The sequence below is a fragment of the Bacteroidota bacterium genome (genome assembly GCA_016722565.1).
In the GTDB taxonomy this organism is placed as follows: Bacteria; Bacteroidota; Bacteroidia; order 2-12-FULL-35-15; family 2-12-FULL-35-15; genus 2-12-FULL-35-15.
The window spans coordinates 809,238-823,641 of sequence record JADKIU010000002.1; the positions used below are offsets into that span (position 1 = coordinate 809,238).

13 protein-coding genes are annotated in these 14,404 nt (G+C 37.8%); 11 read left to right on the plus strand and 2 right to left on the minus strand.

Translation table 11 applies throughout. The features are described from left to right. The first annotated feature begins 54 nt into the window (after positions 1-54). The 4 genes from IPP64_09050 (at position 55) to pnp (ending at position 4,812) form a co-directional block, all read left to right on the plus strand. Positions 55-1,110: a class I fructose-bisphosphate aldolase gene (locus IPP64_09050; GenBank protein ID MBL0329545.1), complete on the plus strand. Its 1,056-nt coding sequence runs from the start codon at positions 55-57 to the stop codon at positions 1,108-1,110. 83 nt (positions 1,111-1,193) lie between these two features. Further along, positions 1,194-2,045: an acetyl-CoA carboxylase carboxyltransferase subunit beta gene (locus tag IPP64_09055; GenBank protein ID MBL0329546.1), complete on the plus strand. Its 852-nt coding sequence runs from the start codon at positions 1,194-1,196 to the stop codon at positions 2,043-2,045. 215 nt (positions 2,046-2,260) lie between these two features. Then, positions 2,261-2,530, plus strand: coding sequence for a 30S ribosomal protein S15 (rpsO, locus tag IPP64_09060; GenBank protein ID MBL0329547.1), 270 nt, complete (start codon positions 2,261-2,263; stop codon positions 2,528-2,530). A 137-nt stretch (positions 2,531-2,667) separates the two neighbouring features. Next, the gene (pnp, locus tag IPP64_09065; GenBank protein ID MBL0329548.1) at positions 2,668-4,812 is read left to right on the plus strand and encodes a polyribonucleotide nucleotidyltransferase; all 2,145 of its coding nucleotides are present in this window, start codon (positions 2,668-2,670) and stop codon (positions 4,810-4,812) included. Positions 4,813-5,524: 712 nt separating this feature from the next. On the opposite strand, the gene IPP64_09070 is transcribed toward pnp, so the two are convergent. Beyond that, positions 5,525-7,444, minus strand: coding sequence for a T9SS type A sorting domain-containing protein (locus IPP64_09070; GenBank protein MBL0329549.1), 1,920 nt, complete (start codon positions 7,442-7,444; stop codon positions 5,525-5,527). Positions 7,445-8,153: 709 nt separating this feature from the next. On the opposite strand from IPP64_09070, the gene IPP64_09075 reads away from it, so the two are divergent. The 7 genes from IPP64_09075 (at position 8,154) to IPP64_09105 (ending at position 14,153) form a co-directional block, all read left to right on the plus strand. Further along, positions 8,154-9,023 carry a sigma-70 family RNA polymerase sigma factor gene (locus tag IPP64_09075; protein MBL0329550.1) on the plus strand — a complete coding sequence of 290 codons (870 nt, stop codon included), beginning with the start codon at positions 8,154-8,156 and terminating at the stop codon, positions 9,021-9,023. A gap of 199 nt (positions 9,024-9,222) precedes the next feature. Continuing rightward, positions 9,223-10,209, plus strand: a complete 987-nt coding sequence (locus tag IPP64_09080) for a T9SS type A sorting domain-containing protein (GenBank protein ID MBL0329551.1) — start codon at positions 9,223-9,225, stop codon at positions 10,207-10,209. A gap of 251 nt (positions 10,210-10,460) precedes the next feature. Beyond that, the gene (locus IPP64_09085) at positions 10,461-11,084 is read left to right on the plus strand and encodes a hypothetical protein (GenBank protein MBL0329552.1); all 624 of its coding nucleotides are present in this window, start codon (positions 10,461-10,463) and stop codon (positions 11,082-11,084) included. An 88-nt stretch (positions 11,085-11,172) separates the two neighbouring features. Beyond that, entirely contained in the window at positions 11,173-11,766 is a 594-nt protein-coding gene (locus tag IPP64_09090) for a hypothetical protein (protein ID MBL0329553.1), read from the plus strand. Positions 11,767-11,887: 121 nt separating this feature from the next. Continuing rightward, entirely contained in the window at positions 11,888-12,169 is a 282-nt protein-coding gene (locus IPP64_09095; GenBank protein ID MBL0329554.1) for a hypothetical protein, read from the plus strand. A 208-nt stretch (positions 12,170-12,377) separates the two neighbouring features. Continuing rightward, positions 12,378-13,577: a T9SS type A sorting domain-containing protein gene (locus IPP64_09100; protein MBL0329555.1), complete on the plus strand. Its 1,200-nt coding sequence runs from the start codon at positions 12,378-12,380 to the stop codon at positions 13,575-13,577. 39 nt (positions 13,578-13,616) lie between these two features. Then, entirely contained in the window at positions 13,617-14,153 is a 537-nt protein-coding gene (locus tag IPP64_09105; protein ID MBL0329556.1) for a hypothetical protein, read from the plus strand. 10 nt (positions 14,154-14,163) lie between these two features. Here the strand turns inward: IPP64_09105 and IPP64_09110 are convergent, their stop codons facing one another. After that, positions 14,164-14,334 carry a hypothetical protein gene (locus IPP64_09110; protein MBL0329557.1) on the minus strand — a complete coding sequence of 57 codons (171 nt, stop codon included), beginning with the start codon at positions 14,332-14,334 and terminating at the stop codon, positions 14,164-14,166. Positions 14,335-14,404 lie beyond the last annotated feature (70 nt).

The following is a 14,404-nucleotide window of genomic DNA, read 5'->3' on the forward strand; positions in this document are numbered from 1 at the left end:
TGGATCAAACCCATTAACCTTTATCTATTAACCAATAACTTTTAATTAAACATTATGGCAGCTAAGAAAATTGAAGAACTGTTGGGCGCAAATGCAAGCTTGTTAACCCACACCTGCAAAACCATTTCAAAAGATAACATTCATTTACCGGGCAACGATTTTGTAGATCGTATCTTCCAACAAACCAACCGCAGTCCGCAAGTATTGCGCAGCTTACAACAGTTGTACGGAACAGGCCGTTTAGCCAACACCGGCTACATGAGTATTTTACCGGTAGATCAAGGAATTGAGCACAGTGCAGGCGCTTCTTTTGCTCCCAATCCAATTTATTTTGATTCAGAAAATATCGTAAAACTTGCCATCGAAGGTGGTTGTAACGCTGTTGCTTCTACGTATGGCGTTTTGGCTTCGGTGTCGCGCAAATACGCACATAAAATTCCATTCATCGTTAAAATCAATCACAACGAGTTTTTAACCTACCCGAATAAATTTGATCAAATTATGTTCGGTACGGTTGAAGAAGCTTGGAACATGGGCGCTGTAGCCGTTGGTGCAACCATCTATTTTGGTTCGCCTGAATCGGGTCGCCAAATTGTAGAAGTAGCACAAGCCTTCGCTAGAGCGCATGAATTGGGTATGGCAACCGTTTTATGGTGCTATACACGTAACAATGCATTTAAAAAAGACGGAGTAGATTACCATACTGCTGCCGATTTATCGTCACAAGCAAATCACTTGGGAGTAACGATTCAAGCAGATATCATCAAACAAAAATTATCGGATAAAAATGGCGGATACACAGCTATTAACTTCGGTAAAACACATCCAAAAGTATATTCTGAATTAACAACCGATAACCCGATTGACCTTTGCCGTTACCAAGTAGCTAATTGTTACATGGGTAGAATGGGATTAATCAATTCCGGTGGAGAATCAAAAGGTGCTTCCGATTTAGCCGAAGCAGTAACTACAGCGGTGATTAATAAACGTGCAGGCGGACAAGGTTTAATTTCAGGTAGAAAAGCATTCCAAAAACCGGTTAAAGAAGGTGTTGAGTTGTTGAATACAATTCAAGACGTTTATTTAGATAAGACGATTACTATTGCATAAATCAGTTGTTTGTTGTTGGTTATTGGTTGTTTAGAACAACCCTTCTCTCCAACAACTGACAACCAACAACTAAGAACAAAAAAATGAGTTGGTTCAAACGTAAAAAAGAAGGTATCTCTACATCCACAAAGGAGAAAAAAGAAACTCCGGAAGGATTGTGGTACAAATGCCCTTCTTGCAAAAAAATAACAAACACCACAGAGCATGAATTAAACCTGTTTGTTTGTCCGAATGAAGAATGCCAATACCACGAAAAAATTGGTTCTGCCGAATATTTTAAAATCATATTCGACAACAACGAATTTGTGGAATTGAACGAAAATCTTACTGCGGGTGACCCATTGGGTTTTGTGGATACAAAAAAATACACCGACCGATTGGTGGATACCGCAAAAAAGACACATTTGAAAGATGCGTTGAGAAGTGCACATGGCAAGGTAGATGGTGAAGATTTGGTGATTGCGTGTATGGACTTTAGCTTTATTGGTGGTTCGATGGGTTCGGTAGTAGGTGAAAAAATTGCAAGAGCTTGTGATTATTGCATCGAGAAACGCATTCCATTGATGATTATCTCCAAATCAGGAGGAGCACGTATGATGGAAGCAGCCTTTTCATTGATGCAAATGGCAAAAACATCCGCGAAGCTATCCTTGATGGCAGAGGCAAAAGTGCCGTATATTTCATTCTTGACCGACCCGACAACGGGAGGCGTTACCGCTTCGTATGCCATGTTAGGGGATTTAAACATTGCCGAGCCGGGAGCATTAATCGGTTTTGCCGGTCCGCGTGTTGTAAAAGAAACCATTGGAAAAGACTTACCAAAAGGCTTCCAAACCTCCGAATTTGTGTTGGAGCATGGCTTTTTGGATAAAATCGTGAACCGCAAGGATTTGAAAGCAAAATTAGCGCAGTTGTTACGAATGTTTAAGAACTAGTTTTTAAAGTGACTAGGTGACTAAGTGACTAGGTGACTAAGTAGTCTGGATACCTAGTTTATTCTTTTCTCCCTAGTTACCTAGTCACCTAGTCACTTAGTCACCTAATAACATGTCAATTACTACCCTAACACATTTTTCTAAAAAAATGCTTGTTAATAACGAAAATTATATATCTTTGCATTCCTTAAAAATAAAAACAAAAGACGAATACAATGTATTTAACATCAGAAATTAAAAAAGACATTTTCAAAAAGCACGGAAAATCTGAAAAAGATACCGGATCATCTGAAGGACAAATCGCTTTGTTCTCTCACAGAATTGACCACTTAACCGAGCATTTGAAATCCAACAAAAAAGATTTTGGAACTCAAAAATCTCTTATCGCATTAGTAGCTAAAAGACGTAGTTTATTAGATTACGTAAAAGCAAACGACATCGAAAGATACCGTGCTATCGTTAAGAAACTTGAATTAAGAAAATAATTTGAATTCTTAAGATAACCTTACGAAAGGCATTCTACTTTATAGTAGAATGCTTTTTGTGTATATAAACAATTCGAATTTTAGTATCAATAAATAATAGGTAGGTAAGAAAACAATAAATTAAAAAACAAAAAAACATGTCACAAATTGGAATTACACACACGTTCGCATTAGCTGATGGACGTGAGATTACACTCGAAACAGGAAAATTAGCAAAACAAGCTGACGGCTCTGTGGTAGTGAAAATGGGCAACACCATGTTGCTTGCAACCATTGTATCTAACAAAGATGCAAAAGAAGGAACAGACTTTTTACCATTGTCTGTTGATTATCAAGAAAAATTCGCGGCAGCAGGCCGTTTCCCAGGAGGATTTTTTAAACGTGAAGCAAGAATATCTGATTACGAAGTATTGATTTGCCGTTTAGTGGATCGTGCATTACGCCCACTCTTCCCTGCAGATTACCACTCCGACACACAAGTATTGATTTCATTAATTTCCGGTGATGTAAACACCATGCCGGATGCATTGGCTTGTTTGGCTGCATCTGCTGCCATCTCCGTTTCTGATATTCCATTTGATGGACCGGTATCTGAAGTACGTGTTGGTAAAGTTGATGGCAAATTGGTGATCAACCCTTCTGTAGAAGACAACGCAAAATCTACATTGGATATGATTATCGCTGCTTCTGCTAAAGATATCATGATGGTGGAAGGTGAAATGGATGAGATTTCTGAAGCAGAAATGTTGGAAGCAATTAAATTCGGACACGAAGCTATCAAAATACAAATCAATGCCATTAAGGAATTGGTTGCTAAAGTAGAAGCTGTAAAAGGTAAAATTGTTAAACGTGAATATTGCCACGAAACAAATGATGCTGAATTGAAAGAACGTGTTTACAAAGCACTTTACGACAAAGCATACGCAGTTGCAAAATCACAAAACCCAAATAAAAAAGAACGTGGTGCTGCTTTCAAAGCAGTTGTTACTGAATTTATTGATTCATTACCGGAAGAAGAAAAAGCAACAATCAATCAATCATTGGTAAAAAAATATTACCACGATGTTGAATACGATGCTGTTCGTAGATTCGTATTGGATGAACGTGCTCGTTTGGATGGTCGTAAAACCAACCAAATCCGCCCTATCTGGAGCGAAGTCGGTTATTTGCCTTCTGCTCACGGTTCTGCAGTATTCACACGCGGTGAAACACAATCGTTAACCACTGTAACCTTAGGAACTAAATTGGATTTACAATCCATCGACAGAGCCTTGTACCAAGGACAAAATAACTTTATGTTGCATTACAACTTCCCTGCATTTTCTACAGGTGAAGTAAAACCAAACCGTGGTCCAGGTAGACGTGAAGTTGGTCATGGTAACTTAGCTGAACGTGCTTTGAGAAAAGTACTTTCTCCTGAAAACCCATACACTGTTCGTGTTGTTTCTGATATCTTAGAATCAAACGGTTCGTCTTCCATGGCAACAGTTTGTGCCGGAACATTGGCATTGATGGATGCCGGTGTGAAAATCACAAAACCGGTTTCTGGTATTGCAATGGGATTGATTACCGATGATAAAGGTAAATATGCAATTCTTTCCGACATCTTAGGTGATGAAGATCACTTGGGTGATATGGACTTTAAAGTAACCGGAACAAAAGACGGTATCACTGCTTGTCAAATGGATTTGAAAGTAGATGGTTTACCGTATGAAGTAATGGCTGAAGCCTTACAACAAGCGAAAGAAGGACGTTTACACATCCTTGGAGAAATGGCGAAAACCATTACTGCTCCTCGTGAAGATTATAAAGAACATGCTCCTCGTATTGTGAAAATGACTGTTCCGAAAGAATTTATCGGAGCAATCATCGGACCTGGAGGAAAAATTATTCAAGAAATGCAACGCGAAACGGGTGCGACCATTGTTATCGAAGAAAAAGATGGAATGGGTCATATCGATATCGTTGCAGTTGACAAAGCAAAAATTGATGCTGTATTAACTAAAATCAAAGGCATTGTTGCTCAACCAGAAGTGGGTGAAGTATACGAAGGAAAAGTAAAATCAATTATGGCATTTGGTGCTTTCGTTGAATTTATGCCGGGTAAAGATGGTTTGTTACACATTTCTGAAGTAAATCATACACGCCTAGAAAGCATGGATGGCGTTCTGAAAGAAGGCGAAAAAATACAAGTGAAATTAATTGGTGTTGATCCGAAAACGGGTAAATTCAAATTGTCTCGCAAAGTATTATTGCCAAAGCCTGAAGCGGCTACTAATTAATTTCGAATTTCTAATGATGAAAGAACTCCTGTTGAAAAGCAGGAGTTTTTTTTTGTTTAAAATTCGTTTCTTTTTTAGGAGCAACTTCTCCTCGCTTCGCAATCAGCATTCGTCCCGCTTTACGCTACAAGTCCTCATTCCGCTGCGCTTCACTCCGGGCTTTTTATGTCGAAGCTATCGGGGGCTAATAACATTGTTATTAGCCCCGATTGTAATGAAGCTCCGCGCATGCGAGCGAAATGAAAAGCGGGTGAATGTTTATTATGGAAACATATGTGAATGCTCCTAATTAAAATAATTTTCCAGGAGCAACTTCTCCTCGCTTCGCAATCAGTATTCGTCCCGCTTTACGCTACAAGTCCTCATTTCGCTGCGCTTCATTCCGGGCTTTTCGCTACTCCCGATCCCGATAGCTATCGGGACTATCGGGACGGGGCTAAAAACAATATTATTAGCCCCGATTGCAATGAAGCTCCGCGTATGCGAGCGAAATGAAAAGCGGGTGAATGTTTATTATGGAAACATATGTGAATGCTCCTAATTAATTACAATAATTAACCAGGGCGTCATTGCGAGCCCGAGTATTCGGGAGAAGCAATCTTTTTTCAAGTGACTAGGTGACTAGGTGACTAAGCATTCGTTTACGATTAAAAACAAAATAAAAAAGAGTTGATTGCTCAACTCTTTTTTATCAAACATACATTTGAACGAATTATTCAAGTATAATTTTTTTACTTGTTAATTTCCCTTCGGAAAGAACTTGAATAATATAAATTCCCTTATTAAAATCTGTTAAATCAATTACAGATTTTGAATCTGAGGATGGAATGGTTTTCACTTTTTTACCCAAAGCATCATACACTTCAATTAATTCAAAACTTTTCGTTGATTCAACTGTAAAAATTCCAGTTCCCGGATTCGGATATACATAAATTGCTCCATCAACAGATAAATCAGGAATGGCTGACAACAACTCTACTCCGCTTGGAAGTGCTTCCCCTTGAGCAACAGCCGTCATTGTAATTTCCCCTGAAATCATATTTCGAACTGGTGTAATAATGTAATAAGCTGATTGTTGCGGACAACTTTGATTCCAAGTGGTTCTGGTAATTTTATATGTATGACCGTATAAAAATGTTCCTACAGGAGGATGTGGATACGTCCACCAATTTATTTGCGAAAAACTACCCGGTGTGGATGTAAATCCTTTGAAATCGTTCATCGGAAAATACCACCATGCATCTGTTCCGGTATTTGCATAATAAGGTGTTCCGGATGTATTCAATTCCTCAATTTTAAATTCGTAATAAAAGCCGGGAACAGAATATGCCGCAGTATTGTTGGCTGTTGCTTCAACCGTGAAATAAGACGGGTTGGCTGCATTAATGTATAAGTTAAAAGATGGACTATTATTAATCACATTCACCGTAACCGCATCTGTACCCACACAACCTGTTGAAAAGTTTGTTACAGAGCTTATATAGGTTGTAGTTGTTTCCGGACATACTGTAGTTGTGGTTCCGAAACCCATACTTCCACTCGGACCAAACCATTCATAAATTGGTAATTTACCTGGAGCAGCAGAAGTTAGGGTAACACAAGACCCGCTGCAGATGGTCACATCCGGACCGGCATTTACAGAAGGTAAACAATTAATACGAATCACTTTTGTTGTTTCTCTCCAGCCCACACAATCATTTTGTACCGCTAATTTAATGCGGTAATATTTACCACAAATAATTCCGGGATTTGCTGGAAACGTATAAGTTCCCGGAGTACCCGCATACCAACTGCTCCATGAACGACCACCGGCAGCAGGTGTTCCTGAACTATTTGTTGCTTCTACAATTTCCCAAAAATAATTATTAGAAGTGGATACCCCATCACTACCTGCAAAGGTTAATGGTGCCCCTGCACAAAAATTTGTTCCTCCTGCAATCGAAGGAATTAAATTGGGATCATTTGCATAATTGATTGTTAAGCTACCACACATAAACACTGCCGTTACAATGCTATTATTATAAACATGTGCGATGATGGTATTCGTGCCCGCAACAAGTTGGCTTACAGGAATTGTCAAATTAAAAGACACCACACCAGAGCTCATAAAACCTATTCCCATTGCTGTAAGATTATAGGTATGACCATTGATTGTAATTGAATCCAAATTATTATCAGCACAAGCAGAAAGATTTAACGTTGCACTTGTGGCAACACAATTCAATTTAGGAAAATTCATTTTGTATTGATAGTTACCAAGGGGTGTATAATCAATATAATTCGGAAATCCACTCGTATTATAATTGATGTATCCAAAAGCCGTTCCGGGTGTAGTAACAGTAAAAGGAGAAATATATGCATTACCACATCCGCCCAATGAATCTGTATTTGGGAACGCAAATGTTAAAGGAGTGGTCATATTATAAATACCAATATTATTTGAAACACCGGCATTCACAAACGAGGACGTTCCCGGAATTTTAACAGTCCAGGTATCATCAATTGAACCCACAGGCGCATTTAATCCACTGCTATTCAACACCCCGGTGGATAAGTTAATCACTTGAGTTGTTTGTGCTTGCAATAGTGATCCACTCAGCATAAACATACTTGCAAAAAATTTAAATTTCATACTTTTTAATCCTTAGTTTTAATTGGCCTACTCTTGTTTTATAAGCTTTTCGGCATCCGCTTTAAAAATCTATTTAATTTTTTTGCAAACATAGATTCATAAAAACGTTTTGTTGATACCGCAGAATAGCTTTTTGGCACAACCCTAAAATTCGATTCAGAAACTGTTTTTTTCAACACTCCCCTAGTCACCTAGTTACCTAGTCACCTAGTCACTTAGTCACTTAAAAAAAATTGCTTCGTACGTAAAAACTCCCTCGCATTGACTCCCTGTAAGTTTCCTCCTCACCCAATCCCCTAGTCACCTAGTCTACTTAAAAAAAATTGCTTCGTACGTAAAAACTCCCTCGCAATGACGCTCCGTAAGTTTCCTCCTCACCCAATCCCCTAGTCACTTAGTTACCTAGTCACTTAGTCACTTAAAAAAGATTGCTTCGTTCGTAAAAACTCCCTCGCAATGACGCCCTGTAAGTTTCCTCGCCACCCAATCACTTAGTCACCTAGTTACCTAGTCACTTAGTTACTTAGTTACTTAGTCACCTAGTCACCTAGTCACTTCCGTCAGGAAACGCTCCCAATCAGCATTTTAGCAAAAAACCCATCCATCGGCAAAAAAACCTCTTTTATCTTAAAAAAAATGTATTTTAGTTGAAACTTTTAGGAAACATTCACGTATAGTTATAGGTTTTAAATTATACCCAATTTTATTTATGAGACAACTCAAGATATCCAAACAGGTTACCAACCGTGAAACAGCGTCCCTCGACAAATACTTGCAGGAGATAGGGAAAGTAGATTTAATTACAGCAGATGAAGAGGTTGAGTTAGCCCGTAAAATACGTGCCGGAGACCAAGCAGCACTTGAAAAATTGACAAAAGCCAACTTACGTTTCGTAGTATCCGTATCCAAACAATATCAAAACCAAGGACTTAGTTTACCCGATTTAATTAACGAAGGAAACTTAGGTTTGATTAAAGCAGCACAGCGTTTTGATGAAACCCGCGGTTTTAAATTCATTTCCTATGCCGTATGGTGGATTCGTCAATCCATTCTTCAAGCATTAGCAGAACAATCCCGTATTGTACGTTTACCTTTAAATAAAATTGGTTCCATCAACAAGATCAACAAAACCTTTTCCAAATTGGAGCAGGAATATGAGCGTGAACCGAGTCCGGCTGAAATTGCAGGAATGTTAGAGATTACCGAGCAAGAAGTAAAAGAGTCGATGAAAAACACCGGCCGCCATGTTTCCATGGATGCGCCATTAACGACAGGTGACGACAATGCCGGCAGCATGTACGATGTGATGCAAGCCGATGACAGCCCGAGCCCCGAAAATGGTTTATTAAACGAATCTTTACGCAGAGAAATTGAACGTGCCTTGCATACCTTAACTTCCCGCGAAGCAGATGTAGTGCGTTTGTATTTCGGATTAAGTGGAGAGCATGCCATGACCTTAGAAGAGATTGGTGAAAAGTTTGACCTGACCCGCGAACGAGTTCGTCAAATCAAAGAAAAAGCCATTCGTAGATTAAAACATACGTCCAGAAGCAAAATTTTGAAAACGTATTTAGGATAGTGATTTGTGATTGATTAAAATTTTAAAAAGAGAGTTCCGAAAGGGACTCTTTTTTTTGAAAAGAAGAAATTAATTTATACGAATAAAATGTTCGTATAACTTACCAAAATGGGGAAATTGGCGAATATTTAGTTCGTGTATATACAAGTTAGCGGTCATTGCGCTGGACAGAACCAAGTATATTAATAAAGACATAACCATGAAAACAATCTGTAAATTAATTGTGATGTTTTTATTTTTTACGACTCCGGTCGTAGCTCAAAATTTAATTCCTAACCCGAGTTTTGAAGACACGTTACGTTGCCCGACAAATATGGGATATCCTTGCCCAGCTACAAATTTAGGATCTTTTGATGCAATTTATTACTGGACAAATCCAGCTTGTATAAGCTCACCAGAAATATTCAATTCCTGCATAAATGACGGCTGGATTGGAGTGCCGAATAATTTTCCAGGATATCAGTTAGCCCGAACTGGAAATAGTTATGCGGGTTTATATGCAGGTTTATTTCCTTCTTCTTCTTATCCTTCGACTGCGGAATATATTTGTTCTCCGTTGACTTCTCCCCTTATTGCGGGCAATATTTACACGGTCAAGTTTTATGTTTCTTGCGGACGTTCGATGAATTTGCCAGCGACCGTTACAGGAACGAACGGCATAGGAGCATTTTTGTCCGAAGGTTTTCCCGACACCACGGGCTCAACAAATGCTACCAGACTTTATTTCCCAGCACAGATAAATAACCCAACGACCAACCAAATTACAGATACAATAAATTGGGTTTTAGTTTCCGATACAATGACAGCTGTTGGCGGAGAAGATCATATCACAATAGGTACTTTTTTGTCTGACTCTTTATTAAGTGGAGATGGTGCTTATCTGTATGTTGATGACGTTTCGGTTGAATCTGGAAATAGCTTGGGAATAAACAGCTACATGGGTCATAACCAAGACAAAGTATTTGTTAGTCCGAATCCTTCTCCAGGTTTGTTTGTATTCAAGAGCAAAACAGTCAGACTAAAAAATATTAAAGTTTATAATATTCTAGGAAAAATTATCTATCAAAGAGATGTTGATGGCTATGAAATTGAAATAGATTTAACAAATATCTCGCCTGGACTTTTTGAAGTTCAAATAACAAATGAAAATGAAACGACTATGACTGAAAAAATTATAGTACAATAACATATGACCAAGTAGGATAAACAACGAACCGCTAACACAGGCTACACGCAATGCGGAGTTTGTGCAAGTTGCAAATACAATTTTAAAGGTGCGCTTCGCGCAAATAGTTTTGTATTTGCAATATAGTTCAGTACATTTAATAAAGGTTTTCGCTCAAGACAGTTTTGTGGTTATTTATTCCGCACTGCGTGTAGCCTGAAAACGTTATAAACAATTGCCGCAGACAACCAAACAGACGAATAGTTTAGACAATGACAAAAATTAATTATTTCTTTATTATCTCCGTGACATTTTTGTTTGTTCATTGCGCCAATCCAACAACTAAAGAAGTTCAATCTGAAAAATCAAATATGACTGACACATTATTCTTTCATGAAGACGACTACGGCATGATTGAACTTACTCCAAAAGAGAATATTGAAGATTTAAAAAATGAGTCTGATACGATAAATGCCAAAGCTGAAAAGAATTTTGACGGCCATGGTTATAAGGACATTTATGTAATTAAAGACGATCGCGTTAAACTTGAGATTCGTAAAATTAACCCGGGCGACTTAGAGCAAATTATTAATAAAACTGGTTTTAAAAAGGCGAATGTTGTAACGACAGGTTATGGACAAACATATCGTGAAGTGCAAAAAAGTACCTTTGGTTTCGGCAGCGACTATTCAGTAATTTATTTTAGCGTAAAAGCCGGAAATGTTGACAAAATTTGGCTTACAAATCCAAATAGCATGAATAAGGAGAAAATCATTTCTTGTCTACAGGAAATCGGACAAAAATGGAATCTTGTTTTAATGGACTGGTTTCAGACAAGGATAGTTAATCTGGCCGACAAAAATGATATTGACAAATATCTTACCAGTCAAGAATAGCAAGACAAATATTAGTCAACTTTGAAATCAGGCTTCGCAATTATGAAAATCAAACGAGCGAAATGCGTGGGAACGTTATAACCATTTTATGAAGACAACAATTTACATCATTTTGGCAATTTTAATGACCAAAACTGTCTCAGGACAAACTGATCCGACATCGCTTTGGATATTTCGCATGGACCAAAATGCGACAGAAAATTTTCTTTATAATAAGTTCCAAGGCAATGATGAAGGGTTCCCTATTTCGACCGGACTTTTTTCAAAAAACGACACAATTAAATATCAATCGGGACAAATATTCAGGACATGCGAAGTAGTGGAAAATAAGTTAAGCGGACAGTATAAAGTTTATTATCCTTCAGGACAACTCTACTTGTTGAGTATTTATAAAAACAATATTCTCACAGATTCCAGCATTATATACAACGACAAGGGTAAAATAGAATCTATTATAAAATATATCTCGCCTACTATAGAACAACAAGTATACTTTGACAGCAATAATAAACAAAAGCGAATCGACAATATCGAAATCGTGCCCACAACGAGTGTGACATTTAAATCGGGTTATGTTCATACAAACACAGACAAATCAGTAAAGACAGAATATTTCAATCCCGAAGGACAAAAAATAACCAAGAAAGAGTACTTCAAATTATATCCAAACGAAAAGGAATAAAAACGGCTTATGGTAAAGGCTACACGCAATGCGGAGTTTGTGCATGTTGCAAATGCATTTTTTCAGCGGCAGAATATCATACATGAAAGCACCACTTTACATATTTAGTTTTTTGTTTATAATGCAAATTGTAAGCTGCGACTATTTAACTACAAAAATCTGTGGAGAACCGAAAGGGAAGAAAAAGGTTTTCATCGACTCCATAAATGTAATTTATAAGAATCGATTAGTCATTAAAGCTGTTCCATGCTATCCTGGCTATATTCAGGCAAACTTAAAGGCAGATGTTTCAAAAGAAACCTTAGACAGTATTCAAATTGTTTGCAGACCATATCAATGGAATGAATTTTTAGTGTATGATAAAAAAGGAAATCTTATTCGAGGAAATGTTACATCTATGTAAACATTTAACTAATTCCTTATCTTTATGAAGTGTCAAGGACTTTAAAATTCATTTTCTATCTCCTCTACCCCACAAAACTCCATTAACAAAAGTCTCAATAAAATGACTTGCTCTAACATCTAAATTCCCAGTCAGCTAGCTGTCCAACTAAGAATATAGGCAATTGACTTCGTTTTTAGTATCTTTACAAGTATAAGTCCTTAAGAAAATGAAAATTTACTTCGCTCTTCTAATTGCTTTCTTCATAAGTATTACTTCTGTTGAATGTAAAGCACAATGGCCATTGGTGTATCAGGACAATGCAGCTCAATTTTATGATGCAGCTTTTCCTACCGATTATACCGGTTATGTTGCCGCTGCAGATACTGGTGGAACCGTTATTTTGCGGACAAATGATGGTGGTGCTACCTGGAACAAAAGATATATTCCTGCTTTGGGATTTATTAATCGGATTGTAATGATTGACAGCCTCAAAGGTTATTTGATTAGAGGTGGTGTACCGGGAAAACTACTTAGAACAACAGATGGATTTACCACATTCACCGGAGCAAATCTGGATACTTCTTTTAGTGTGCAGTCACTTTGCCTTTTAAACGATTCTACCGGCTTTTACTTGAACAATGCTGCACGATTGCGGAGGTTTGAAAATTATGGCGCCTCCATTTTCCATATAATTGATACCTTAATTGATGGTCAAAATTTACAGTTTATGAGTCCGACTTTTGGTTTTATGGACACGGGAACTGGATTATTAAAAACCACGGATGCCGGAGCAACCTGGATTTTTGCAAATACCAATCTCGGTTTCTTTTGTTCCACGTTTAATTTTGCTGATACTTTAAAAGGATATTTTTCGGATGCCACTGCCATTTCAACAACCCATGATGGAGGACTTACATTTCCACTCAACTATAATTTCGCAAATGCTTATAACATCACATCGAACGGTAATTTTTGCATCGCAGCAAATGATACCGGTGCTGTTGCCTATACGCTCAATAGCGGTGCTACCTGGCAAATACAATCTACCGGAATTAACTTGGTAGTTGCAGAACCATATAAAGTGGTGATGACTCCAAGTAACCGTTGTTTTATATTCAGTCAGTTTTGTGGAGAAATCAGAAAACAAGGAGAAACATTCACATCGGGAATTAATGAAACAGATCAAAACAATATGGTTTCCATTTACCCGAATCCATTCAGTTCAGAAGCGACTATTTATTTTGAAAAACACCAAAAGAATACCACTATCAAAATTATTGATTTGCTTGGGAAAGAAATTCAAACACAAACCTTCACTGGAAAAGTGTTGAAAATAGACAGAGGAATGATGCAAGCAGGTATGTATTGTATTCAAATTACGGATGAGCATAAAAAGGTAATCAACAAAAAAATAATCCTGCAATAAACTATTTGTCGGGCAGATCTTGCAAATAACAATTGGTTTATGAAACGAATCATTTTCCTCCTCCTCTTCTCCAACACACTCCATGCGCAAAACGCGGAGGTTGATAAACTCATGGAAGGAGAATTGAAAATGACCTATCCCAGCATTTATTTTGTACACAACTCCACCGACTACGCAGCCATGCCCTACCCTGCTGATTCCTGTTTTAAATACATTGCCGGTCATATCAAATACCTCAACAGCATTGTGATTTGGAAGGATAGCAGTGAAACGGAATTTCTGACGGAATCCCGAATAAAAAAATTAAAACTGGATTTGAATAAATACACGGCTTATGGAAATGTGGACATTGTTTCAATGAAAAACGAACAAAAAATTTCTCAGCGGACCATCCGAAAGGCAGCTAACGAAAAACAAAAGCAACACCTCTTATCGTTTAACAGTGTGTTGGATGTGAGTGGCGCTATTCGTAAACGAAAAAGATGGAGACGCACCCATGTGGAAGGACGAATCTTTTGTTTGGAATGCTGGCAACGGGGCGTATTTTTTCGTAAAAAAGTAAAGAAGAAAGAATAGTCTACTTGCCTTACTTTATTGGCTTTACAATTACGGTATCTTTTTTTGCTGAATTCGAATGTCGCGGGTTTTTAGAATTATTGCGTGGCCATTCTTTGTCTACATTCCCACCGGTAACTAAATTAAAGCAGGAAGCAGTGCTCAACAAGAACAGTGCACATAAAATTACAACTCCCAACATTCCAACCGTTTTTATCATACACAAATATCGCTCGGTAAAATTTCAAACCTGTTTCATAATTAAAGAGATT